Source organism: Xanthomonas cannabis pv. cannabis (genome assembly GCF_000802365.1).
GTDB classification, from domain to species: domain Bacteria; phylum Pseudomonadota; class Gammaproteobacteria; order Xanthomonadales; family Xanthomonadaceae; genus Xanthomonas; species Xanthomonas cannabis.
Map to the genome: position 1 here is coordinate 1 of NZ_JSZE01000091.1, position 25,137 is coordinate 25,137.

The window sequence follows — 25,137 nt, forward strand, 5'->3', positions numbered from 1 at the left end:
ACATGCGACCACTCCTGCAGTGAATTTACATCACGCATGATACGTAAATATCATGCGTGATGCTATTCGCCGGCAGCGGATTCCAGGTTGGCGATGAGCCGGCCGAGAAGCGCCGTCAGCAGGCCGGCGTCCTTGCCGGAAAATCCTGAGACGCCGAGTGCATTGACATCGAGCAGGACGGTACGCCCGGTTGCGGCGGCGTCTTGCCCTGCCGCGGTCAAGCGGACGGTGGCGGCGCGCCTGTCGGTCGACGATGCTTCGCGCGCGATCAGCGCCATCGCTTCAAGTTTGTCCAGCAACGCGGCCATCGCCGGCTGCTTCACCGCGGACTCGCGCACCAGGTCCCGCTGCAGCATCGGGCCCTTCCAGGACAACAGCAGTAATGGCCCGATCAGCGCGAGCGTGAGTCCATGCTCGCGCAGGCGGGCATCGACCAGGCGATTGAAGACGCGCGCGGCATGGTTGGCCAGATAGCCGGGCGCGATGGCGGCTTCCGGGTGGATGTCCGAGGTCATGCGCAAAGGATAGCCCACGTGTGCCGGGCTAAGTGTTTGCGTCAATGGCGCTGCGGTGATCTTGCAGGCAGCAGTACCGTTGACGATGAAGTGGCGCCCGGTGCTGTTGCCGAGCGCCTGCAACGCGATGCGCCGCTGCCGATGCGCGAAGCGACCGGCGCGCTCGCGCTTACAGTTTCAAGCAAGCGCTCGACTCAACGGCGAACCGGTGCATCGCCTGCGATGTAATAGTCGGCCGTGCTGCGCGGCAAGGGAGTGCGCCCGCGCATGCGGTCGGCGATCTTCTCGGCGATCATGATGGTGGTCGCATTGAGGTTGCCGGTGATGATGCGCGGCATGATGGACGCGTCGATCACGCGCAGGCCTTCCATGCCGTGCACGCGGCCCTGCCCATCGACCACGGCCATGTCGTCGGTGCCCATCGCACACGAACACGACGGGTGGTAGGCGGTTTCCGCACGTGCGCGGACGAAGGCATCCAGTTCCGCATCGGTCCTGCAATCGGCGCTCGGGCTGATTTCGCGGCCGCGGTACGCATCAAGCGCGGGCTGGGCGATGATCTCGCGGGTGATCCGGATCGCGTCGCGGAATTCCTGCCAGTCCTGGTCGGTGGATTGGTAATTGAACAGGATGGACGGATGCTGACGCGGATCGCGCGACTTGGCATGCACGCGTCCGCGGCTGGGCGTGCGCATCGAGCCGACATGCGCCTGAAAGCCGTGCTCCTTCACCGCATTGCTGCCGTTGTAATTGATGGCGACGGGGAGGAAGTGGTACTGGATGTTGGGCCAGTCGAACTCATCGCGCGTGCGGATGAAGCCGCCGGCTTCGAATTGATTGCTGGCACCGGTGCCGGTGCCGGCGAACAGCCATTCGGCGCCAATCGCAGGCTGGTTCCACCATTGCAAAGCCGGGTACAGCGACACCGGCTTGGTGCACGCGTACTGGATGTAGACCTCCAGATGGTCCTGCAGATTCTGGCCCACCCCTGGCAGGTCGTGCACCAGTTGCACGTCGAGCGCACGCAGCAGATCGGGCGCGCCCACGCCGGAGCGCTGCAACAGTTGCGGCGATGCAATCGCGCCGGCGCACACCAGCACTTCGCGGCGCGCATGCGCATCGATGCCTTCGCTGCTGTTGCCAACCAGGTAATGCACGCCGATGGCGCGCTTGCCGGAAAACAGGATGCGGTCCGTGGTGGCGTGGGTGACGATGTGCAGGCCATCGCGCGGCTTGGCCATGTCCAGGTAACCGCGCGCGGTGCTGGCGCGGCGGCCGCGCGGGGTAACGGTACGGTCCATCGGCCCGAAGCCTTCCTGTTGATAGCCGTTGAGATCGTCGGTGCGTGGGTAGCCCGCCTGGACGCCCGCCTCGACCATGGCATGGAACAACACATTGTTGTCGTTCTTCGGCGTGGCCACGCTCACCGGGCCGTCGCCGCCGTGATAGTCATTGGCGCCGATGTCGCGCGTTTCGGCCTTGCGGAAGTAGGGCAGCACATCGCGGTAGCTCCAGTCCTCCAGGCCTGGCCGCCTGGCCCAGTGATCGAAGTCCAGCGCGTTGCCGCGGATGTAGCACATGCCGTTGATCAGCGAGGAGCCACCCAGGCCCTTGCCGCGCCCGCACTCCATCCGCCGGTTGTCCATGTACGGTTCCGGCTCGGTCTCGTAGGCCCAGTTGTAGCGGCGGCCCTGCAGCGGAAATGCCAGCGCTGCGGGCATCTGGGTGCGGAAGTCCAGACGGTAGTCCGGCCCGCCCGCTTCGAGCAACAGCACAGTCACGCCCGGGTCTTCGGTCAGGCGCGCGGCCAGCACGTTACCGGCCGAACCTGCGCCGATGATGATGTAGTCGTATTCGCGTTGCATGGTGGTCTCCTGAAGCATCTGCGATGCCGCGGCAGTTGAGGTGCGGCGCAGGTGTGCGGGCTTGCCGCGGCAACGTGTGACCACGCCCCGCGCCTGGTTGGCAGGAGGCAGCCGCCGAGCGACTGCGACCTGGGGCGAACCCCTCAGAAGACCGAGGCGTAGCGTTCCAGCTCGACCTGGACCGATTTGGTACGCGTATACGCCTGCAAGGTGGCCAGGCCGTTCTCGCGCCCCACGCCGGATTGCTTGTAGCCGCCCACCGGCATCGGTGCGGGCGACTCGCCCCAGGTGTTGATCCAGCAGATGCCCGCTTCCAGGCGATGGATCAGCCGATGTGCACGCGCCAGATCTGGCGTGACCACGCCGGCCGCCAGGCCATAGCTGGTGGCATTGGCGCGTGTGATCGCTTCGTCCTCGTCGTCGTAGGTGAGCAGGCTCAGCACCGGCCCGAAGATTTCTTCGCGCACGATGGCCATCACGTCGGTGCAATCGCTGAAGATGGTCGGGGCCACGTAATAGCCCTGCGCCAGCGCACCATCGCGCAGGCGCTCGCCGCCGCACAGCAGGCGTGCACCCTCGGCCTTGCCCTGTTCGATGTAGTCGAGCACCCGCTGCATGTGCGCCGCGCTGACCAGTGGGCCGAAGGTGGTGCGCGTATCCAGCGGATCGCCGATATGGATGCGTTGCACGCGTGCCAGCAGCCGCGCTTCGAAGGCGTTGCGCAGCGCGCGCGGCACGAACACGCGGGTGCCGTTGGTGCACACCTGCCCGGAGCTGTAGAAGTTGGCCATCATCGCGATGTCGGCGGCCAGATCCAGGTCGGCATCGGCACACACGATCAACGGCGACTTGCCGCCCAGTTCCATGGTCACGTCCTTCAGCGACGAACTCGATGCGCTGGCCATCACCTTGCGGCCGGTGGCGGTGCCGCCGGTGAAGCTGATCTTTTCGATCTGCGGGTGTTCGGTGAGCGCGGTGCCCACGCTGGCACCATCGCCGGGCAGCACATTGAACACGCCATGGGGCAAGCCGGCTTCGGTGAACAGCTCGGCAAGCTTGAGTGCGGTGAGCGGGGTGACTTCGCTGGGCTTGAAGATCATCGCGTTACCGGCCGCCAGCGCGGGTGCGGCCTTCCACAGCGCGATCTGGATCGGGTAATTCCACGCGCCGATGGCGCCCACCACGCCCAGCGGCTCGTGCCGCGTATAGAAAAAGCTGCCCTCGCGCAGCGGCACCTGCGCACCCTGCAGTGCGTGCGCCACACCGGCGTAGTACTCCAGCACGTCGGCGCCGGTGACGACGTCCACGCTGCGGGTTTCGCTCAGCGGTTTGCCGGTGTTGAGCGTTTCCAGTTCGGCCAGCGCATCATTGCGCTCGCGCAGCAGGGCCACCGCGCGCAGCAGGATGCGCGAGCGCTCCACGGTGGTCAGCGCCGCCCATTCGCGCTGGCCGGCCCTGGCGCTGTCGACGGCAGCATCCAGATCGTCGGCACCGGCGCTGTGCACGTTGGCCAGCACCTCGCCGGTAGCGGGGTTGACCACTTCGAACGTGTGGCCGCCGCGGGCGGGAACATGGCGGCCGCCGATGTACAGCAACTGGTCGGGAAAACGTGGCATGACAAACCTCCTGGGGACAGGCGCCGTAGTGCTGCAACTCAGCGGGTGAGGTGCAGGAACTGCAGGTGACGCTCGTATTGATCGATGATGTCGTTGATGATCTGCTCGCGGCTGTAACCGACCAGGTCGTAATCCTGGCTGCCTTCGTACAGATACACTTCGGCGCGGTAATAGCGCTGGTTGCGCAGGCGCTGTGCAGCAAACGACGGGGTGAGATACCCGCGCAGGACCACCTGGTAGCGGAAACCCTGTTGCTCGCCATGATCGACGCTGATGTCCATGTCGCCGTCGTCGATGCGGCTGCTGACGTTCCAGCCTTCTTCCTGCAGCTGTGCAGTCACCGCCTCGATGGCCGGGCGCACCTGGTCGCGCATGAAGCGATAGACCTCGTCGCGCGCCGGGAAATGCATGGCCTGGCCCAGGCGTTGGCGCCAGCCGCCATGATGGCGCGATTGCCCGATCAACGGACTGGGGCTATGCAGCTGTGCGCGTTTGCGCTGCGATTCCTCGCTGAGCGCGCGCGACAGCCCCCACGCCATCAACAGCAATACCGCCGAGAACGGCAACGATGCCAGCACCACCGCCGATTTCAGCGCGTCCATGCTGCCGGCCAGCAACAGGCCTGCGGTGACCACGGCAGTGAGCACGCCCCAGAACACGCGCAGCCAGCGCGGTCCGTCATCGTGCGGTTCACCGCCATGCGAGGACAGCGTGGACAACACCACCGTGCCGGAATCGGCCGAGGTCACGAAGAACACGAAGCTGATCGCCACGGTCACCGTGATCACCGTACGGCTCCACGGGTAACTCTGCAGCAGCGAATACAACACCGTCTCAGGGGCATCGATGGCCTGCTGTGCCCACGCGGACTGGCCGTGGTGCAGGAGCTGATCCAGTGCGCTATTGCCGAAGATCGACAGCCACGCCAGCGTAAAACCGAGCGGTATCAACAGCACGCCCAGCACGAACTCGCGAATGGTGCGCCCGCGCGAAATGCGTGCGATGAACAAGCCCACGAATGGTGCCCAGCCGATCCACCAGGCCCAGTAGAACACCGTCCAGTTGCCCAGCCAGTCGGCGCGGCCGCCATAGGCATACACATCGAAACTCTTGCCGACCACGCTGCCCAGGTAGTCGCCCAGGTTCTGCATCAAGGCATTGAGCAGGTACTGCGTGGGGCCGGCAAACAGCATGAACAGCAACAGCGCGATCGCCAGCAGCATGTTGATGTCCGACATCCAGCGCACGCCCTTTTCCACGCCGGAGACCGCGACAATGATTGCCGCGCCCATCATTGCCGCGATCAGCGCGACCTGCACCCAGTGCGCATGCGGCACGTCCATCAAGGTGCCCAGGCCGGCGTTGAGGTGCAGCACGCCAAAGCCCATGTCCGCGCCCAGGCCGAACACGGTGGCCACGATGCCCAGTGCGTCCACGGTGTAACCGATTGGCCCGTTGATACGCTTGCCGATCAGCGGATACAGCGCCGAACGCAACGCCAGCGGCAAATTGTGGCGGAAGGCGAAATAGGCCAGCGCCATCGCCGCCAGCGCGAACACGCCCCAGCCATGCAGGCCCCAGTGCAGGAACAGCAACTGCATGGCCTGCCGGGCGGATGCTTCGCCGTTGCCGGTGCCGCCCTGGGGCGGTTGCAGATAATGGGTGAGCGGTTCGGAGACGCAGAAAAAGAATAGCGTGATGCTGATGCCCGCCGCGAACAACATGCCGGCCCAGGAGAGATAGCTGAATTCCGGTTCGTCGTGATCGGCACCGAGCTTGATGTTGCCGTAGCTGGACAAGGCCACGCCCAGCACGAACACCAGGTACACCGTCATTGCCAGCAGGTAGTACCAGCCGACATTGCGCGAGGCCCAGGTCTGCGCATCCAGCAGTACGCGGCCTGATTCAAGCGGAAACAACGACACCAGCACGGCGAACGTGCATACGACCGTGGCCGCCAGCACGAACACCGGGCGCAAGGTACGGACCGGCTGGGTGTGCGGCGCTGTCGCACTCATGGCAACGCACTCATACGATGCGTATCACGTGATGTGCTCCCAACAAAAAACCGCCTGCGTTATCGCACAGGCGGTGTCGAGGGGGTGTCATCGGTCGAGTTCGCCAGTGCGAACCCGTTGGCAGCTTGCGTGCGCTAGCGCAGCAGCTGTCGTGGCACGCGGATATCCATGCCGACCGCCAGATGATCCGAAAACGCTGCCGGTATGGCTTCGGTGTGTTCGATCACCAGGCTGTCGCTGACCAGGATATGGTCGATCGCCCGGTCCGGCCGCCAGCTCGGGAAGGTATGCACCACGCAACTCGGCGGCTGCAGGCGCGTATGGCGGTACAGGGCCTGCATTTCCGGCCGGTCGGCCACGCAGTTGAAGTCGCCCATCAGCATGGCGTTGGGATGCTCGGACAGGAGTTCGGCGATGAAGGCCAGCTGCGCCATGCGCGAATTGGCGCCCAGCGACAGATGCGCCACCGCCACCGCAAGTCCCTCGCGGCCCTGCCCGAACTTGGCCAGCAGGATGCCGCGCCCGCCGATGCGGCCGGGCAAGGCATGGTCCTGCACTTCCAGCGGTTCGAGCTTGCTGAGCAGGCCGTTGGCGCTGGAGGCCACCCCACCCATGCGGCGGTTGGGTTGGTGGCTCCAGTAATGGAAGCCGGCGCGCTCGGCCAGGTAGTGGGTCTGGTTAGTGAAGCCCGAGCGCAGGCTGCCCGGGTCGGCTTCCTGCAGGCCGACGATGTCGCGTTCGCCGGCCAGCTTGGCGATGCTGTCCAGGCTGGTGCGCTTTGCTCCCAGCGGCAGCGCATGCGACCAGCTGCGGGTCACGTAATCGCTGTAGCGGCGGGTGCTGGAGCCGGCCTGGATATTGGCGGTCAGCACCCGCAGGGTGCGCGAGTCCGAAGCGTTCACGGCGTTGCGGTCGTCCGGCTCACTTGGCCAGCGTGGCGCGTTCGCGCGCGATCAGGTGATCGGCGATGCGCAGCATGTCCGGGAAGCTTTGGCCCTTGACCAGGTACTTGCCGTTGACGATCAGCGACGGCGTGCCGGTGATCTTGCTGCGGGTGGCGAACTGCTTGGCGCGGTTGGTCTTGGCCGAGACGCCGAAGCTGCTCATGGTGTCGATGAAGGTCTTGGAGTCCACGCCGTACTTGGCGTAGAACGCGGCGATGTCCTGCACCGAGTCCTTGCCGCGCTCGCCCTTCAGGCTCTGGTCGACGTGGATGGCCTTGTACAGCGCTTCGTGGGTCTTTTCCTGCACGCCCAGCGTTTCGGCGGCGTAGAAGGCGCGCGCGTAGTCATCCCATGGACCACCGAACATCGCCGGCACGTAGACGAAATGCACGTCCGACGGCAGCCCGGCCTTCCACGGCCCGATCAGCGGCTGGAACGCGTTGCAGGCTGGGCAGACATAGCCGAACACCTCCGCTACTTCGATCTTGCCGGCGGCCTGCTGATACGGCTGGCCACCGTCGATATCCAGATAGTCGGTGCCGGCGACCGGCTCCGGGCCATTCGGCGCGCGCGGGGCGGCGCTGGGTGCGGCCGGCGGCGGGGTGGTGGCGCTTTCGCCCACCGCTGGCGGGGCGGCCGGGTCGGCGGCCGGTGTGGCAGCGGCCGGAGCGGGCGCCGTCTCGGCCGCCGGCGTGGTGGCGGCGGGCGCAGTGTCGGACGAGCCGTCCTGGGCCTTGCAGGCGACCAGGATCGGCAGCAGCGCCATCAGCGTCAGGGCGAAGCGGGTCTTCATCGGATTGGATCTCCAGCGTGGGGCGAGGAAAGGGCCGGACGGCCGCGGGGCGCATGATGCCACGGGCGGCTGTCGGTGGCGGTTACGCGGTTCAGCGCTTGGCAGGTGCGGCGTGTTCGCGGGCGATCAGGTAGTCGGCCACGCGCAGCATGTCCGGATAATTGCGCGCGCCGATCAGATAGCGGCCGTTGACGATGAGGGCCGGCGTGCCGGGCAGCTTGCTGCGCAGGGCGAACTCGCGTGCGGCCTTGAGCCTGGCGTCCACCGCCTCGCTCTTGAAGGTGTCGACGAAGCGCTGCTGCGGCACGCCGTAGTCGGCATAGAACACGGCCAGTTCGTCTGCGGACACGTTCTGGGTCGGCACGCTCTGCTTTTCATGGATGGCATCGAACATCGCGCGGTGGCTGCGCTTGGCCACGCCCAGGATGTCGGCGGCGAAATAGGCCCGCGCAAACGCATCCCAGAACCCGCCGAAGGCCGCCGGCACCGGGGTGAAGCGCACGTACGCGGGCTGCTTGGCGGCCCAGGCCTCCAGCGTGGGTTCGAAATGCGCACAATGCGGGCAGGTGTAGCCGAACACCTCGACCACTTCGACCTTGCCGGCCAGCGGCGCATACGGCTGGCCGCCGTCGATCAGGGTGTAGTCCTCGCCTTCGACCGGTGGTGCCGTCTTGTCGGCGGCGCAGGCCGCCAGCGGTACCAGGATCAACAACAGCAGGGACAGGCGGGAAAGCAGATTCATGCGGGCTCCGTGGGGCGAGGGGAGAGCGGGAAACGACGACGCCGGTCTCGGGACCGGCGTCGTGACACGGTGGGGCAGGTGCGTCCGTCAGCTCATGAGCGTGCCGGGGTGCCGGCGGGCATCTGGGCGGCGGCCGCATCGTCGGCGCGGTCGTGCAGACCTTGCAGATAACTGGCCAGCGCCTGGATCTCCTGCTCGGTCAGCGGGTGCGCTACCTGCGCCATGATATTGAACAGCGCCGGATTGCGCTCCTGGGTGGTGCCGGCCTGGTATTCCTTCAGGCGCCGCGCCACGTACTCGGCATGCTGGCCGCCCAGGCGCGGGTAGGCCGGGCCGGGATTGCCGCCGCCGGACGGGCCATGGCAGGCCATGCAGGCCGGTACGCCGCGCGCGATGTCGCCGCCGCGGTAGAGCTTTTCGCCGACCTCGTAGAACTTCATGCCCTGGTACGGGCCCTCGGCAATGGCCGCGTCGTCGGCCACCCCGGCGGCGGACTTCTGGGTGGCGAAGTAGGCCCCCAGGTCGCGCATGTCCTGCGCCGTGAGGTCCTTGACGAACGGCACCATGACCGCCGACATGCCGGTGTTGCGTTCGCCGCTGGCGATCAGCGCGACCTGATGCGCCACGTAGCGCTCGGTCTGCCCGGCGATGCGCGGATACATGGCCACCGCCGGGTTGCCGTCCGGGCCGTGGCAGGCCGCGCAGGCCGCCGCCTTGGCCTGGCCGGCCTTGGCATCGCCCCAGGTGGTCTTGGCCAGATCCACCTCCAGCGGCGCAACGCGCACGGGCGGCGGATCGGGGATCGGCGTGACCGCCGACTGCGCAAATGCCACGGCCGCGATGACCGGCACGGCGAGGGTGGCGAGGACTAGCACACGAGCATGGCGCATCAGCTAAAGCTCCGTATGGACCCGGCCCGCGCGCGTTGGGTGCTGGCTGTGGCAGGCGTGCTTCGATTATCGACACGCCTTTGCGCCAGGGTCAACGAACAGTGCAGCAAAACCGGCAGAGCCCGAACGTGCGATCCTAGGGGGATGTCGCTCCTTATCGAACAAGCCCGCTACCACCTGTCCGCCCACAACGCCCGGCAATTGCCCGACGATGGCGGTTACGAGGTGGCCTTCGCCGGCCGCTCCAACGCCGGAAAATCCAGCGCGCTCAATGCGCTGACCCGCCAGAATTCGCTGGCGCGCGTGTCCAAGACCCCTGGCCGCACCCAGCAGCTGGTGTTCTTCCAGATCCAGCCCGAGCGCTACCTGGTGGACCTGCCCGGCTACGGCTACGCCAAGGTGCCGCAGGACCTGCAGGCGCATTGGCAGGCCTTCATCGACCGCTATTTCCGCACCCGCGAGGCGCTGCGCGGGCTGGTGGTGGTGATGGACATCCGCCACCCGCTCAAGGATTACGACCTGCAGATGCTCGGCTATGCCGCCGAACGCGGCCTGCCCGCGCACGGTTTGCTGACCAAGGCCGACAAGCTCGGCCGTGGCCAGCAGATGCAGACGCTGCAGAAGGTCAAGAAGGAAGTGACCTCGCGCTTCGGCGACAGCGTGACCGTGCAGACCTACTCCGGCGAATCGCGCCAGGGCGTGGACGAACTGCGCGGGATTGTCGGTGGCTGGCTGGGGCTGGATGTGGAAACGCCCGCCGCCGAGTGATGCCCGGCGGCCGTGACCGCCGCGGCCCATCGATGCGATGCGCGACGGCGGGCGAAGGCTCGCCGTTTCGCGTTCAGGGCGTGGCCGGCACCGCGCCGAACTCGGTCGGCACCCAGGCGAACGCGGCACCGTCGCGGCGCACGTGGCCCAGCCCCGGGAACGGCAGGTGCGCGCCGGCCACCCACCACCGGCCGTCCGCAGCCTGCGCCAACATGCGGCGGCGGGAGCCGATCGCCCTGGCACGGTCGCTGTCGGCCTCGAACGAGGCGTCCGGCTGTGCAAACTGCACGGCGTGGTAGTGCAGCACGTCGCCCCACACCAGCAGCGTGTTGTCGGGGCCGCCGTCGAAGCGATATGAGACATGACCCGGGGTGTGGCCCTGGCTGTCCAGGGCGACGATGCCGGCCGGCAGGGCGGTCTCGCCCGGCTGAAACCGGCGCAGACGTCCCTGCGCCTGGTAAGGCGCCACCGCCGCGCGCGCCAGCGGGAACGCGAATTTCAGCAGCGGTCCGGCGCCCGCCTCGGATGCGGGGTCCAGCCAGTACGCGGCATCGGCAGCGGACAACCATACCGTGGCAGCGGGAAACGCCGGTTTGCCCTGGGCGTCCAGCAGGCCGCACAGGTGATCCGGGTGGGCGTGGGTGAGCAGGACATCGTCGACCTGGGTCGGGTCATACCCGGCGGCGCGCAGATTGCTCAGCACCTGGCCCAGGCCAGGACCCAGGCACTGCGCGGTGCCGGTATCGACCAGGCTGAGGTGGCTGCCGTCCTGCACCAGATACGCGTTGACTGCTGTCTGCAGTCCCCTGGCGTCTTCGGGCACGAAGCCCTGCGCAAGCAGCCGGTCGCGTTCGGCCGGGTCGAGATTGGACAGCTGCTGGCGCGTCAATGCGACGCTGCCATCGAACAGCGCGGTCACCCGCAGCGTGCCGATGCGTTGCAGATAGAAACCGGGCACCTGCTGGTGGGTGCCGGCAGGCGTGGCAGCCTGGGCGAGGGTGGCGCTGGCGGCCAGCAGCAGGGGCGCCAGCGAACGCAGGGCGGGAAACGACATGGGGGCAACTCCAGGACAGGCGGCACCGCCGCGGTGCCGTCATGCTGGGCGCCGCGGCGCGCGCGATTCGCTCATTGCGCTGCGCCAAGCGCTCGCCGCGCTCGCTCTAACGGCTGTTGCCGATGCTGCCCGGGTCCAGCCCGTAGCGCTGCTGGAAGCGCTGACTGAAGCTGCGTGTGGAGCGATAGCCCGCCCGTGCGGCCACGGTCTTGAGCGGCCAGCGCGTGGTGTAGAGCAGGGCCATCGCGTGCGCGAGCCGCGCATCGGTGATCAGGTCGCGCAGCGAGCACTGCTCGGCGGCCAGATGCCGGCGCAAGGTGGCGCCGCTGATGCCCAGGCTGTCTTCGATATCGCGCGAGCGCCAGGCCCGTTGTGGCTGTGCGGTGATCAGCGCACGCACCTGGTCGGCGAGACTGGGCGCAGGCGGTAACAGCAGACCGCCGTGGCCGCGACGGCAAACGCCGATGATCAACGCGGCCAGTGCAAGGCGCGCTTCGGTGTACAACCCCTGTTGTAGCGCATCGCGCCATTGCCGCAACGGCCCGTCGAACGCGATGGCCGGTAACCGCGCGATGTCGGCACCGGCCTCGGGGAGCGGCTCGTTCCACAATGCCCGCGCTGCGGACAGGGCCTCTTCGCACAACGGGACCACTGCACTCAGGTAGAGCCCGGTGTGCGGGTCGGGGGTATTGATGACGTCGATGCGGCAGCGGCGCGTCACCAGGAACAGATCGCCGGGCCCGAACTCCAGCACTTGGGTTGCCGTGCGTACCTGCTTGCGGCCCTGCAGCAGGATGGCGAACTGCGCCTGGGCCAGGTCCACCGAGCGCGCCCCGTGCTCGCGTCGCGCGCTCACGCAGGCAAAGCCTTCGGCGCGCTCGCAGTGCATCAGGCTGGCCATCTGCGCAAGCAGGGCGTCCGTGGGCGTGGGCGCAACGGTCATGGCCGGGCGATGCTACAGGATCGTGTGCGCGCCACTGCCTAGCGCCGTGCCTGCCGCTCTGCCGGGTCATGCGGGCCCACGACGGGCGAATGAAGCACGCTGCTGAGGGCTGGTCCCTGGCCCCCCGGGTTGGTTCGATTGCGCAACCTTCCTTCTGGCGGCGGCCGGGCGATCCAGGCGAGTCGGGTTCGAGGGCCGTGGTGAGTGCAGGCTGCTGCGACGGCCATGCCCGACATCGCTCACCGGCGGCGGTGCCTACGCTTGGCATTGCGGCAGGATCGTGCCGGCGTGCAGGGGCTGCCGCCAGCCTCGACGCTGCCATGCGCATGGATGGAAATCTCAGACCCGGCCGATGGCGGCAATTCTTCCATGCCCTGCGGGTATAGTGCGGGCCTTGCGGTGGCTGGGGAGGACCCCCACATCGTCCCACCCCTTACGTTTGCGAGCCTGCCCTTGTCGAGTCCCAGCCACGTTGCCGAAACGCCGATCACCGAACGCGCGGAACTGGTCCAGGTGCTGGCCTCCGGCGAAAAGCCGAGTGCGGACTGGCGGATCGGCACCGAGCACGAAAAGTTCGGGTTCCAGCTCGACGACCTGCGTGCGCCCACCTTTGAAGGCGCCCGCGGCATCGAGGCCTTGCTGACCGGCTTGACCCGTTTCGGCTGGGAGCCGGTGCAGGAAAACGGCCACACCATCGCGTTGCTGCGCGACGGCGCCTCGGTGACCCTGGAGCCGGCCGGCCAGCTGGAGCTCTCCGGCGCGGCGGTGGAAACCCTGCACCACACCTGCGTGGAAACCGGCACCCATCTGGACGAGGTGGCGCAGGTGGCCGGCGAGTTGCAGCTCGGGTTCCTGGGCATGGGCTTCCAGCCCAAGTGGCGCCGCGACCAGATGCCGTGGATGCCCAAGGGCCGCTACCAGATCATGAAGAACTACATGCCCAAGGTCGGCTCGCTCGGCCTGGACATGATGACGCGCACCTGCACGGTGCAGGTCAACCTGGATTACGCCACCGAAGCGGACATGGTGCAAAAGTTCCGCGTCTCGCTGGCGCTGCAGCCGATCGCCACCGCGCTGTTTGCCGATTCGCCGTTTACCGAAGGCAAACCCAACGGCTACCTGAGCTACCGCTCGCACATCTGGACCGACACTGACGCCGACCGCACCGGCATGCTGGATTTCGTGTTCGAAGACGGCTTCGGCTACGAGCGCTACGTCGATTACCTGCTCGATGTGCCGATGTATTTTTCCTACCGCGATGGCGTCTACCACGATGCCAGCGGGCAGAGCTTCCGCGACTTCATGCAGGGCAGGCTGCCGGCGCTGCCGGGTGCACTGCCGACGCTGCGCGACTGGTCCGACCACATGACCACCGCGTTCCCGGAAGTGCGTTTGAAGAAATATCTGGAAATGCGCGGCGCCGATGCCGGCCCGTGGGATCGCCTGTGCGCGTTGTCGGCGTTCTGGGTGGGCTTGCTGTACGACCAGACTGCGCTGGATGCGGCCTGGGACCTGGTCAAGGATTTCAGCCCTACCGAGCGGCATGCACTGCGCGACGGCGTGCCCAGGCACGCGCTGGGTCTGCCGTTCCGTAACGGCACTGCTCGCGATCTGGCAGTGGAGGCGGTCAACATCGCACGCCAAGGCCTGCGCCGCCGCGCACGCCTGAACCGCGACGGGCAGGACGAGAGCGGGTTCCTGGACGTGATCGCCGAGATCGCCGAAAGCGGCGTCACCGCTGCCGAGCGCAAGCTGGCGCTGTATCACGGCGCCTGGAATGGCGATATCGACCGCGTGTTTCGCGAGTTTGCGTACTGAGTGAGCGGCACGCGGCGGAAGGCGCGCCGTGAGGCGGCGCGCATTGCCGTGGGTGACGGTGCGCGCAGTGGATTGTCGGTAGCGCACAGACTGTGTCTTGCGGGTGCGCCCCCCATGCCCATCCGACAACTGCTCCCCAGGTGTTGTCGCCACCGCTGCTGGCACCGCCGCCGTCACTGGTCCCGCGCACTGACCCGCCGTTGGCCGGCGCGCTCTGCGCTCAGCGCCGCTCCGGCATGCACGGCAGGCGCACGGTCACGCGCAATCCGCCCTGAGCGCGATTGTCCAGCCGCAGATCGCCGCCGTGCGCCAGCACGATGCTGTGCGCCACCGACAGGCCCAGGCCGATGCCGCCGGTGCCGCGATTGCGCGAGGACTCGCCACGCACGAACGGCAGCAGCAGTTGCTCGCGCTGGGTCGGGTCGATGCCGGGGCCGTCGTCGTCGATCCACAGCACGCCGTCCTCGCCATCGCGCTGCAGGTGCAGGCGGGCGCATTTGCCGTATTTGAGCGCATTTTCGAGCAGGTTCATCACCGCGCGACGCAACGCCAGCGGGTCGCCGTCCAGAGTGATCGCCGGGCCCGGCAACAGCACCGCGTCGGCGCCGATATCGGTGGCGTTGTCGACCACGCTTTCCACTAGCAGGCGCAGGTCCAGCGGCGCGCGCTCGCCGCGATGACGATCGTTCTGGATGAAATCCAGTGCGGCGGAGATCATCGCCTTCATCTCGTCGATATCGGCCAGCGCCTTGTCGCGGAGCGGCGGTTGCAGGTCGTCCAGGCGAAACGACAATCGCGCCAGCGGCGTGCGGAGGTCGTGCGCGATCGCTGCCACCATGTGGGTGCGCTCGTTGATCAGGCGGTTCAGGCGTGCTTGCATGCCGTTGAACGAATCGGCCGCGCGCACGATCTCCGGCGGGCCGCTGCGTTGCAGTGCAGGGGCATGCGGGTTGCGGCCCAGCCGGTCGGCGGCTTCGGCAAAGCGCTTGATCGGCGCCGACAGCGCGCGCGAAAACCACCACGCCAGCGGTACGTTGGCGAGCAGGCCGGCCAGGAACAGCAACACGACGTGCGTCTTGAATTCGGCCGACAACCGCCGGCGCGGCGACTCCACCGTGCGCCAGCGGCCATCGGGCTGCTGCAGGGCGGCGGTGAAGCCGTCCAGCAGCGGCACGCCGGGTGTCAGCCGTTCGTTTTCCCAGTCTTCCGGCGCCTGGCCCGGCGCTGCTTCACTGCCGAAGGGCCGGCCGTCGGTCGCGACCGCACCCGCACGGGCGGGCGGCCATTCCGTCGGCCGCTGTCCGTGGTCGCCAGCGGCGCCATCGGCCATCTGCGGCAGCCTGCGCGCGCGCGGCGACGGCTGCTCGTCCAGACGCGGGACCTGGCGCTCGTCGGCGCTGCGATAGAACCGCACGTGGCGTGCGTCCACGTCCAGCCAATGCGCCAGCAGCATCTCCGCAAACGGGTCGCGCACCTGGCCAGACGGCGGTGTCGGCGCCTGCGCACCATCGTGCACCTTCAGGGTCTGGGTACCGGCCGGCATGCGCGTGGACAGCAGCGCCACCACCTCCGGCGGATGCACCGGTGGCTCGTACACCGGCGTGCGCATCACCAGCAGGGCGATGCCGATCACCTGGGCGGTGAACAGGGCCACCGCCAGCAACACGAACGTACGGGCAAAGATCGACAGCCCGCGCCGTGCCGGCGTGCTCACAGGCGCGAGACGCTCGGCAGCAGCATGTAGCCTTCGTTGCGTACGGTGCGAATCAACTCGGTATGGACGCGCTCATTGATCTTGCGGCGCAGGCGGCTGATCTGGCTGTCGATGGCGCGGTCGTAGACGTCGGTGTCGCGGCCGCGGGCATAGTCCAGCAACTGGTCGCGGCTGAGCACCCGCTGCGGGTGCTCGACGAAGGTGCGCAGCAGGGCGAATTCGCCATCGGACAGATTGATGAAGATGCCGGTGGGGTCGCGCAGGTCGCGGCGTACCACGTCCAGCCGCCAGCCGGCGAATTCGTAGACGTTGCCGCGCTGGTCGGCCTGCTCGCTGCTGGCCTGGCTGCGCCGCAGCAGCGCGCGGACCCGGGCCAGCAACTCGCGTGGATTGCAGGGTTTGGCCAGGTAGTCGTCGGCGCCCACTTCCAGGCCGATGATGCGGTCGGTGTCGTTGCCCAGCGCGCTGAGCATGATGACCGCAGGTGAACCGCGCTCGCTGGCCAGGGCACGTGCCGCACTCAACCCATCTTCTCCGGGCATCATCACGTCGAGTACGATGAGGTCCGGGCGGTGCTGCGCCATGTGCGTGCGCATGTCCGCCACGTTTTCGGCCACGTCCACCTGGTAGCCGTGGGCGCTCAGGAATTCGCCGATCAGCTTGCGCAGGTCGGGGTCGTCGTCGACCACAAGAACGCGGGGTTGTTGCATATCCATGGAGGTCATCGTCGGTGGCGCGGAGGTTGGCCCGCGCGGGGTGGTGGCTACCGGATACATGGTGCTCGCAGATGCAAGGCTGGAACAAACATAATAATGATGGATTTTGTCAACCATTGGCACACGTGCAAGGCACCATGACGGGACGGGACATCGCGCAGGACATCATCGCTTCGACACTGCGCCAGCCGGACGGTGTGCGTGCGCAGGCCAGGGCGTTTCCGATGATGCGGGTGATCAGCCGCGACAACGGCGTGGGCCTGACCCGCGACATGGTGCTGATGGCGCAGACCCTGCGCGCCGGCGGCGTGCCGGTGCAGGAACTGGGGTTCACCAGCCAGCGGCTGCAGGACACCGGCCGCGAAGCGCGGCTGTGGGCCAGCCGCGCGCTGTTCGGGCGGGTGCCGCTGCAGATCTTTTCCGAACGCGTCTACGCGCGCTGCCTGGCGCTGGGGCAGATCAATCTGCTGGTGCCCAATCCGGAATGGCTGCTGCCCAAGTGGCTGCCGTTGTTGCCGCGCTTCGATGCGGTGCTGTGCAAGACCCATCATGCCGAGCGGATTTTCCAGAGTCTGGGTTGCACCACGCGGTTCATCGGTTTCACCAGCCCGGATCGCTACGACCCGCACGTGCCGCGGCAGCGCGCGTTTTTCCACCTGGCCGGGCGCAGCACCGCCAAGGGTACCCGCGTGCTGCTGGAGACCTGGAAGCAACACCCCGAGTGGCCGCTGCTGACCGTGGTGCAGAACCCGCGCACCGCCGGCAAGCCGGTGGTGGCGCCGAACATCGATCACCGCGTCCGTTATCTGGACGATGCAGAACTGCGCCGGCTGCAGAATGCCCATCTGTTCCATCTGTGTCCTTCCGAGGCGGAAGGATTCGGTCACTACCTGATGGAGGCGCTCAGCGTCGGCGCGGTGACGCTGGCGACCGATGGCGAGCCCATGAACGAATTGGTGCGGCCTGAGCATGGCGTGCTGATTCCTGCGGCCGAGGTGCGCCAGCGGCGCCTGGCCTCGTATTACTACGTGGACGCAGCGGGCATTGCGCAGGCGGTGGATACCGCACTCGCCATGCCGCAGGTGCAGCTGGATGCGCTATCGGCCAATGCGCGCGCCTTCTATCAGGCCAACGATGCCGCATTTGCGGCCCGCTTCCGGAATGCGGTGCTGGCATCGCTGCCCGGGCATGTGGCAGACGACGCGGTCGGTGTCGAAGCAGTCGTGGTCGAGCGTTGACATTCGACGTCGACGTGCTGCATCGCTGCACATGCTGCAGCGCCTGCGTGTGCCGAGCTGCCATCGATCGGTGTGCGCATGCGCGTGAGGTGCTTCCACCTCCCCGCCAGATTGCGGGCCGGCTGATCCTCATCAGCATCTGATTGCATCGCAACGCCTGCCGGCGGCAAGCGGACGTTGCCGTAGGTGCGCCTTGCGTGATGTATCGCCAAGCGCCGATGGATTAGGGTGCCAGGACTACGCTGATCGAGAACGCGCTACGGCTGCCGTCATCGTGCAGCGCCTGGTGCGTGTCGAGCACGCTGCTGACAACCTCTTCGCTGTTGATCGCGCATTGTGGTTGCCAAGGATTGCGAGTGATCGATCATGGCTCCTGCAGGAAAGATCCCGTCACAATGAAGAGTCCCTCCGGGCCACAGTTCGAGAGAGGTGGCGTTGCGCGACGAGCTGGAGGGCATGCGCCAGTTGCATGCGTTGCAGGTCGGCCTGGCGGCGCAAGCGGACGCGCGCGCCGCGTTGAGCGAGATCACCGCGCTTGCCTGCGCATTCGCGCGCACCGCCTGTGGCTGCGTGCAGCTGGTCGATGCGCACAGTAGCGAGATGGAGTTGCGCGTCTATCAAGGACACGACGAAAACAGCCCGTTCGTGCAGCATTTCCTCAAGGACGGGTTTCAGGCGACCTGCCAGGCCATGCGCCGCGAACGCCGGCAACTGGTGATCGAAGATATCGAAGCGTTCGCGCCGCTCAAGCACACGCCGGACTACGACGCAGCGCTGTGCAGCGGCATCCGTGCCGCCCAGTTCACGCCGTTGTTCAGTCGCGACGGCACGCTGCTGGGCTTGCTCGGAACGCAGTTCAGCGTCCCGTATCGTCCCGCCGATCATGAGCTACGGCTATTGGAACTGCTGGCATGGACGGCGGCCGATTTCATCGAGCGCTACCGGTCCGAGCGCGCGCTGCGCGCCAGCGAATCGCGATTGCTGGCCTTGTCTGCAGCAAGCTCCGAAGTGCATTACCGGGTGAGCCCGGACTGGAGCGAGATGTGCGCGCTGGGCAGTGCGGACGCGTTCGCGGGGGTGGTTGATCCGGACCGGCGCTGGATCACCGACTACATCCCCGAGGAGGATCGTGCGCAGGTACGCGATCGCATCGATGCAGGCATCCAGGGCAGGAGCGCGATCATGCTCGAGCACCGTGTACGCCGCAGCGATGGCAGCGTCGCGTGGATGTCGACCAAGGCCGTGCCGGTGATGGAGGCCGATGGCCGCATCCGCGAATGGTTCGTGGCGGGTGTCGATGTCACCGCCCGCAAGCAGGCCGATGTGCAGCTGCGCGCCAGCCAGGCGCGGCTGGCCTATGTGCTCGATCAGGTCCCCATCGGCGTGGGATTGTTCGATACCGCCGGCATCTTCACTTACAGGAATCCGCGTCTGCACAGCCAGCTCGGTGACCGGATTCCGTCGCGCGACGACGTGCATGGTGGGCACTGGAAGGGCGTTGACCAGCAGGGCTGCCCGGTGGCAAGCGAAGACTTTCCAGGCGCGCTGGCCTTGCGTGGGGTGGACTCCGCCTTGCCGGTGGACTTCGTGCATGTGGGGGGCGACAGCGAACGCTGGTTGCGCGTCACCGCCGTGGCGCTGCGCGACGGCGACAAGGTGACCGGCGGGCTGACCGTGGTGCAGGACGTGACCGAGCAGCGACAGGTGCAGGCAGCGCTATGGCAGCTTGCCGAACGCAACCGCGACATCCTGGAAAGCATTTCCGATGCCTTCTACGGCGTGGATGCGCAATGGCGTTTCACCTACGTCAATCGGCAGGCCGAAGCGGTGTGGGCACGCACGCGTACAGCGTTGCTCGGCAAGGTGCTGTGGGACCAATTCCCGGAGAATGGTGGACTCGCCAACGCACCGCGCGCATCTGCAGGCAGCGCAGAGCGGCCGCATGATGCGCCTGGATGCCGCATCGCCGGTGCCCGGTCACTGGGTCGACATCAGCATCTATCCCACCGGCGACGGCGGCCTGTCGGTGTATTTCCGCGACATCACCGATCGCAAGCATGCCGAGCAGCAACTGCGTACCAGCGAGGAACGCTTCCGCACCGCACTGACCATCGAAACGGTGGGGGCCACGTACTTCGACATGGACGGCCGACTGATCGATGCCAACGACGCGTTCCTCAAGATGACCGGCTACAGCCGCGCCGAGGTCGAGGCGGGCGGGCTGACCTGGCGGAACCTGACGCCGGCGGCGGCGAGCGCGTTGTCGGCGCATGCCTTCCACGAGCTCAAGACCAAGGGCAGTGCCACGCCGTACGAGCGCGAATATCGGCGCAAGGACGGCAGCCTGCGTTGGGCCTTGTTCGCCTCCAAGCTGCTGCCCGACGGGACCGGATTCGAGTTCGTACTGGATATCACCGACCGCAAGGCCACCGAGGCGGCGCTGCGCGAAGTGCAGGACCGCAACACCTTCCTGCTGAAGCTCTCCGATGCGCTGCGGTCGCTGTCCGATCCGGCGGCGATCCAGAGCAAGGCGGTGTGCCTGCTCGGCGAACACATGAACGCCGGGAGCGCCTATTACGTGGACGTGGACGGCGATGGCGGGCGCCCGCTCGTCGCACGCCACTGGCATCAACCGGGCCGGGCCAGCCAGGCGCATGGCACGGTGCTGACTACCTGGCCGCTGTCCTGGCTGAGCGAGCCGGGCACCTGGGTGGTGCGCGACACCCGCACCGAGGGCGCGCTGCCCGGCGACCAGCGCGCGGCGGCCGGTGGTAACGACATCGGTGCGCTGATCGCGGTGCCGTTGATCAAGCAGGGGCAGCTGGTGGCCGCGCTCGTGGTCAATCAGCGCAACGCGCGCGACTGGACGGTGGCCGAGGTGCGGCTGGTGGAAGAGACCGCAGCACGCACCTGGGAGGCCCTGGAGCGTGCACGTGCGCAGGGTGCACTGCGGGACAGCGAGGAGCGTCACCGCGTGATCCTGGAAAGCGCGCTGGACTATGCCATCTTCACCGTCGACCCCGGCGGGCGGATCCAGACCTGGCCACCCGGCGCCGAAGCAGTGTTCGGCTGGAGCGCCGAGGAAGCGGTAGGGCAAGACATGGCGATGACCTTCGTGGCCGAAGACCGGCTGGCGGAGGTGCCGCAGCACGAGCTCGAGCAGGCGCGCCGTTGCGGCGTGGCCCCGAATATCCGCTGGCATCAATGCAAGGACGGAAGCCGGGTGTTCATCGAAGGTGCCACGCGCCCGTTGCGCGATGGCAACGATAAGCCGCTGGGCTATCTCAAGATCGGCCAGGACGTGACCCGGCGACGGCAGTGGGAAGATCGCCAGCAGGTATTGCTGGCCGAGCTGCAGCACCGCACGCGCAACCTGATGGGCGTGGTGCGCGTGGTCTTCAACCGCACCCAGCGCAGCAGCGAGAGCATTGCGGAACTGGCGCTGGTCTACAACGACCGTCTGGATGCGCTGGCACGCGTGCAGAGCCTGTTGTCGCGCTTGAACGACGGCGACCGCATCCTGTTCGACGAGTTGCTGCAGGTCGAACTATCGGCGATGGGCGCAATCGATGCGCAGGGGCGCGGTGAGCGGGTCGTGCTGGAGGGGCCGCGCGGGGTGCGGTTGCGTTCCAGTACCGTGCAGACCTTTGCGCTGGCCCTGCATGAGCTGGCCACCAATGCCAACAAATACGGCGCGCTGGCGCAGCCTGGCGGGCACCTGCTGGTGCGCTGGCGGCTGCATCGCACCGACGACAGCATGCGCCTGCGCATCGAATGGCGCGAATCCGGCGTGGACATGCCGGCACCGGGGGCCGCCCCGCAGGGGTCCGGCTACGGCCGCGAACTGATCGAGCGCGCGCTGCCGTATCAGCTGCAGGCCGAGACCACGTATGTGCTTGGCCCCGATGGCGTGTGTTGCACGATCGCGCTGCCGGTCTCGGAAAGCATGCGGCTGGCAGCCGACGGCAACACGCCATCTGCCGCCGGCGACGAAGGACGTGCTGCCGGCGATGCGTAGCGCACGCGGGTGCCGCGGCCCGACGCACGCTGCCGTGGTCCCGTCGGGATCGCGCCTGCCGCATGCGGTTCTGCGGCGCAGGGCGCTGCGCGTCGGCATGCGGCAACGCAACAGTCCACCGACGCAGGCGGGTTCAGCCAGGCACGCGACAACCGTCCCGTGCTGACCTGAAAAACCATCGCGGCGGCACCGAAAACCGTCTGCGCGCCTAACGCACCCAGCGGCGGCATCGCTTTTCTGCTGGAAATGCCTATACTGCCCCCCAGTATTTTGGCCGGAGGCCGGCATGCCGCATTCGCCGCTGGAAAAGAAGCGCGCCCTGGCGCGGGTGCGCCGCTTGCGCGGGCAGTGCGACGCGCTTGAGCGGGCGCTGGAGTCGGGCGCAGACTGCGCCCCGGTGTTGCAGCAGATCGCTGCGATCCGCGGGGCCGTCAACGGGCTGATGTCGCAGGTGCTTGAAGCGCATATCCGCGAGGACTTCGGGCATGCCGCCGCATCCGATGCGCAACGCGCCGAACGGGTGCAGGACCTGCTGGGTCTGGTCCGGTCCTACCTCAAATAAATCTCCCACCGGGCCGGCGCTTGCCGGTTCCGTCCTTGAACATCTCGTCAGGAGCGCTACCCCATGAAATCCCGTGCAGCAGTCGCATTCGGACCCGGCAAACCGCTGGAAATCGTCGAAATCGACGTCGCACCGCCGAAGGCCGGCGAAGTGCTGGTCCGCATCACCCACACCGGCGTGTGCCATACCGATGCCTTCACCCTGTCTGGCGACGATCCGGAAGGCATCTTTCCCTCGGTGCTGGGGCATGAAGGCGGCGGCATCGTCGAGCAGGTGGGCGAAGGCGTCACCAGCGTCAAGGTCGGCGACCACGTCATCCCGCTATACACGGCCGAATGCCGCAAGTGCAAGTTCTGTCTGTCCGGCAAGACCAACCTGTGCCAGGCCGTGCGCGCCACCCAGGGCAAGGGCCTGATGCCCGATGGCACCACGCGCTTCTCCTACAACGGCGAGCCGATCTATCACTACATGGGCTGCAGCACCTTCAGCGAATACACCGTGGTGCCGGAAATCTCGCTGGCCGTGGTCAACCCCGACGCGCCGCTGGAAAAGGTCTGCCTGCTTGGCTGCGGCGTCACCACCGGCATCGGCGCGGTGCACAACACCGCCAAGGTCAAGCCGGGCGAGAGCGTGGCGGTCTTCGGCCTGGGCGGCATCGGGCTGGCGGTGATCCAGGGCGCGGTGCAGGCCAAGGCCGGGCGCATCATTGCCATCGACACCAACCCGGGCAAGTTCGATCTGGCGCGCAGCATGGGCGCCACCGATTGCATCAACCCCAAGGACTACGACAAGCCGATCCAGGAGGTCATTGTCGAGCTGACCGATGGCGGCGTGGACTTCAGCTTCGAGTGCATCGGCAACGTCAACGTGATGCGTTCGGCGCTGGAGTGCTGCCACAAGGGCTGGGGCGAGAGCGTCATCATCGGCGTGGCCGGTGCCGGCCAGGAAATCAGCACCCGTCCGTTCCAGCTGGTCACCGGCCGGGTGTGGCGCGGTTCCGCATTTGGTGGCGTCAAGGGACGCACGCAGCTGCCGGGCATGGTGGAGCAGTCGATGAAGGGCGAGATCGATCTCGATCCGTTCATCACCCACACCATGCCGCTGGAAGAGATCAACGAGGCCTTCGACCTGATGCATGAAGGCAAGTCGATCCGCACCGTGATTCATTTCTGACCAGACGGCCAGGAGCGGCGCGCGGCCGCCTCCGCGCACGTGGTACCCGAGACTCCCGGGAGGGACATGATGACAAACGTGTCGATTCATCCTTCGGTAGATGGTGGTGTTGCGCGTGGAGGTGCGGAGGGCTTTCAGGGGGGGACCCTCGAATGCCACTGCGCGACCGACAAGGTGACCGTGGAGGTGGCCGCGCAGACCGCGCACAACCACGCCTGCGGTTGCAGTAAGTGCTGGAAGCCTGCGGGCGCGAAATTTTCGGTGGTGGCGGTGGCGCCGCGCGACAAGGTCACGGTGACCGCGCATCCCGAAAAGCTGAAGATCGTCGATGAAAGCGCGACGATCCAGCGCCACGCATGCACCGGATGCGGTGTGCATCTGTATGGCCGCATCGAGAACAAGGACCATGCGTTCTACGGTCTGGATTTCGTGCACACCGAGTTGTCGAAGCAACAGGGCTGGTCAGCACCGGGCTTTGCGGCCTTCGTGTCGTCGATCATCGAAACCGGCACGCCGCCGGCGCAGATGGACGGCGTGCGCGCGCGGCTGACCGAGTTGGGGCTGACCCCGTACGACTGCCTGTCGCCGGGATTGATGGACGCGCTGTCGACCCAGGTTGCGCGCCAGAAAGGCCTGCTGCATTGATTGTCCGACCCTGCGGCCGGCGTACCGGCTGCAGGGTTTCTCTTCGTAAGGAATCTTCATGGAACGTATCGAACACCGCGCCTGCTTTGGCGGCTGGCAGGACGTGTATCGCCATCAGTCGCAGACCTTGAACTGCAGCATGCAGGTGGGCGTCTATCTGCCGCCGCAGGCTGCCGATGGCCCCTTGCCGGTGCTGTACTGGCTAAGCGGCCTGACCTGCACCGAACAGAATTTCATCAGCAAGGCCGGCGCGCAGCGCTACGCGGCCGAGCACGGCGTGATCCTGGTTGCGCCCGACACCAGCCCGCGCGGCGACGATGTGGCCGACGCGGACGGCTACGACATCGGCAAGGGCGCCGGTTTCTACGTCGATGCCACCGAGCAGCCCTGGGCCGCGCACTACCGCATGTACGACTATGTGGTGAACGAATTGCCGGCGTTGATCGAAGCCAACGTCGCCACCACCGGCGCGCGCGCGATCAGCGGCCACTCGATGGGCGGGCACGGCGCGCTGACCATTGCGTTGAAGAACCCGGGCCGCTATCGCAGCGTATCGGCGTTTTCGCCGATCGTCGCACCGAGCCTGGTGCCGTGGGGCGAGAAGGCGTTTGCGCAGTACCTGGGCGACGATCGCGCGACGTGGAAGGCCTACGACGCCACTGCGCTGATCGCGCAGGCGCAGGAACGGTTGCCGCTGTTGATCGACCAGGGCGATGCGGACGAATTTCTTCAGAACCAACTGAAGACCGCGCTGTTCGAAGATGCCGCCAACGCGGCCGGCTATCCGGTTACCGTGCGGATGCAGCCAGGCTATGACCATAGCTATTACTTCATCGCCAGCTTTATCGGCGAGCACATCGCGCATCATGCGGCGGCGCTGCGCGGGTGATGGGGTGCGGTTGAGGGTGTGATGGGATGGGATGGGATGGCGCGGCACGGCACGGCAAAGTGGCAGACATCCCGCAGTCCCCAGGTTGCACCGATAGTGGCAGCGCACACGAGCGCAGACCGCAAGTGATCCCTTCTCCCTTCGGGAGAAGCTGCCCCAAAGGGGCGGATGAGGGTACGGGCGAAGCCGCATGCGCTCGAACGCCGCGAGGGCTTC

At 67.1% G+C, this 25,137-nt stretch carries 19 protein-coding genes and 3 pseudogenes; 9 read left to right on the plus strand and 13 right to left on the minus strand.

Features of this window, described 5'->3' with window-relative positions; translation table 11 throughout:
- Positions 1-62: 62 nt before the first annotated feature.
- From OZ10_RS14820 to OZ10_RS14855, 8 genes are all read right to left on the minus strand, one after another.
- Complete coding sequence (locus OZ10_RS14820) at positions 63-515, minus strand: MarR family winged helix-turn-helix transcriptional regulator (RefSeq protein WP_039565677.1); 453 nt, start codon at positions 513-515, stop codon at positions 63-65.
- 194 nt (positions 516-709) lie between these two features.
- On the minus strand, positions 710-2,380 hold the full coding sequence (betA, locus tag OZ10_RS14825; protein WP_039411942.1) for a choline dehydrogenase: 1,671 nt from the start codon (positions 2,378-2,380) through the stop codon (positions 710-712).
- 143 nt (positions 2,381-2,523) lie between these two features.
- Positions 2,524-3,996: a betaine-aldehyde dehydrogenase gene (gene betB, locus OZ10_RS14830; RefSeq protein ID WP_039565654.1), complete on the minus strand. Its 1,473-nt coding sequence runs from the start codon at positions 3,994-3,996 to the stop codon at positions 2,524-2,526.
- Between the two features lie 38 nt (positions 3,997-4,034).
- Positions 4,035-6,014, minus strand: coding sequence for a choline BCCT transporter BetT (betT, locus tag OZ10_RS14835; RefSeq protein ID WP_039565656.1), 1,980 nt, complete (start codon positions 6,012-6,014; stop codon positions 4,035-4,037).
- A 134-nt stretch (positions 6,015-6,148) separates the two neighbouring features.
- A complete protein-coding gene (locus OZ10_RS14840) occupies positions 6,149-6,886 on the minus strand; it encodes an endonuclease/exonuclease/phosphatase family protein (protein WP_081419565.1) in 738 nt (245 codons plus the stop codon).
- A gap of 49 nt (positions 6,887-6,935) precedes the next feature.
- Complete coding sequence (locus OZ10_RS14845; protein ID WP_039411912.1) at positions 6,936-7,751, minus strand: thiol:disulfide interchange protein DsbA/DsbL; 816 nt, start codon at positions 7,749-7,751, stop codon at positions 6,936-6,938.
- Between the two features lie 91 nt (positions 7,752-7,842).
- On the minus strand, positions 7,843-8,493 hold the full coding sequence (locus OZ10_RS14850) for a thiol:disulfide interchange protein DsbA/DsbL (protein ID WP_039411915.1): 651 nt from the start codon (positions 8,491-8,493) through the stop codon (positions 7,843-7,845).
- A 92-nt stretch (positions 8,494-8,585) separates the two neighbouring features.
- Positions 8,586-9,383, minus strand: a complete 798-nt coding sequence (locus tag OZ10_RS14855) for a c-type cytochrome (RefSeq protein ID WP_039411918.1) — start codon at positions 9,381-9,383, stop codon at positions 8,586-8,588.
- 144 nt (positions 9,384-9,527) lie between these two features.
- Here OZ10_RS14855 and yihA point away from each other — a divergent pair, with 144 nt between their 5' ends.
- The gene (gene yihA, locus OZ10_RS14860; protein ID WP_039411921.1) at positions 9,528-10,151 is read left to right on the plus strand and encodes a ribosome biogenesis GTP-binding protein YihA/YsxC; all 624 of its coding nucleotides are present in this window, start codon (positions 9,528-9,530) and stop codon (positions 10,149-10,151) included.
- Between the two features lie 73 nt (positions 10,152-10,224).
- Here yihA and OZ10_RS14865 read toward each other — a convergent pair whose 3' ends face one another.
- Both OZ10_RS14865 and OZ10_RS14870 read right to left on the minus strand, forming a co-directional pair.
- Positions 10,225-11,205, minus strand: a complete 981-nt coding sequence (locus tag OZ10_RS14865; RefSeq protein ID WP_039565657.1) for an MBL fold metallo-hydrolase — start codon at positions 11,203-11,205, stop codon at positions 10,225-10,227.
- A gap of 106 nt (positions 11,206-11,311) precedes the next feature.
- Entirely contained in the window at positions 11,312-12,148 is an 837-nt protein-coding gene (locus tag OZ10_RS14870; protein WP_039565659.1) for a helix-turn-helix transcriptional regulator, read from the minus strand.
- 453 nt (positions 12,149-12,601) lie between these two features.
- Between OZ10_RS14870 and OZ10_RS14875 the strand changes: the two genes are divergently transcribed.
- Entirely contained in the window at positions 12,602-13,966 is a 1,365-nt protein-coding gene (locus tag OZ10_RS14875) for a glutamate--cysteine ligase (RefSeq protein WP_039565660.1), read from the plus strand.
- Positions 13,967-14,186: 220 nt separating this feature from the next.
- On the opposite strand, the pseudogene OZ10_RS14880 reads toward OZ10_RS14875, so the two are convergent.
- The 3 genes and pseudogenes from OZ10_RS14880 to OZ10_RS14885 all read right to left on the minus strand — a co-directional run.
- A pseudogene (locus tag OZ10_RS14880) lies at positions 14,187-15,176 on the minus strand (ATP-binding protein); the annotation flags it as partial.
- 179 nt (positions 15,177-15,355) lie between these two features.
- Positions 15,356-15,680 (minus strand): annotated as a pseudogene (locus tag OZ10_RS23225) (two-component sensor histidine kinase); the annotation flags it as partial.
- Entirely contained in the window at positions 15,677-16,396 is a 720-nt protein-coding gene (locus OZ10_RS14885; RefSeq protein ID WP_081419567.1) for a response regulator, read from the minus strand. The gene OZ10_RS14885 and the pseudogene OZ10_RS23225, both read right to left, overlap by 4 nt.
- A gap of 137 nt (positions 16,397-16,533) precedes the next feature.
- On the opposite strand from OZ10_RS14885, the gene OZ10_RS14890 reads away from it, so the two are divergent.
- From OZ10_RS14890 to fghA, 7 genes and pseudogenes are all read left to right on the plus strand, one after another.
- Positions 16,534-17,634 carry a glycosyltransferase gene (locus OZ10_RS14890; protein ID WP_039411945.1) on the plus strand — a complete coding sequence of 367 codons (1,101 nt, stop codon included), beginning with the start codon at positions 16,534-16,536 and terminating at the stop codon, positions 17,632-17,634.
- A 456-nt stretch (positions 17,635-18,090) separates the two neighbouring features.
- Positions 18,091-18,897: pseudogene (locus OZ10_RS23230) on the plus strand (PAS domain-containing protein); the annotation flags it as partial.
- A 625-nt stretch (positions 18,898-19,522) separates the two neighbouring features.
- Positions 19,523-21,652: a PAS domain-containing sensor histidine kinase gene (locus tag OZ10_RS22895; RefSeq protein WP_052210044.1), complete on the plus strand. Its 2,130-nt coding sequence runs from the start codon at positions 19,523-19,525 to the stop codon at positions 21,650-21,652.
- Positions 21,653-21,938: 286 nt separating this feature from the next.
- Positions 21,939-22,214, plus strand: coding sequence for a metal/formaldehyde-sensitive transcriptional repressor (locus OZ10_RS14910; RefSeq protein ID WP_039411209.1), 276 nt, complete (start codon positions 21,939-21,941; stop codon positions 22,212-22,214).
- 63 nt (positions 22,215-22,277) lie between these two features.
- Positions 22,278-23,387: an S-(hydroxymethyl)glutathione dehydrogenase/class III alcohol dehydrogenase gene (locus OZ10_RS14915; RefSeq protein WP_039411211.1), complete on the plus strand. Its 1,110-nt coding sequence runs from the start codon at positions 22,278-22,280 to the stop codon at positions 23,385-23,387.
- A gap of 69 nt (positions 23,388-23,456) precedes the next feature.
- Positions 23,457-24,032, plus strand: a complete 576-nt coding sequence (gene gfa / locus OZ10_RS14920) for an S-(hydroxymethyl)glutathione synthase (protein WP_039411228.1) — start codon at positions 23,457-23,459, stop codon at positions 24,030-24,032.
- A gap of 58 nt (positions 24,033-24,090) precedes the next feature.
- The gene (gene fghA / locus OZ10_RS14925; RefSeq protein ID WP_039565667.1) at positions 24,091-24,921 is read left to right on the plus strand and encodes an S-formylglutathione hydrolase; all 831 of its coding nucleotides are present in this window, start codon (positions 24,091-24,093) and stop codon (positions 24,919-24,921) included.
- The last annotated feature ends 216 nt before the right edge of the window (positions 24,922-25,137 follow it).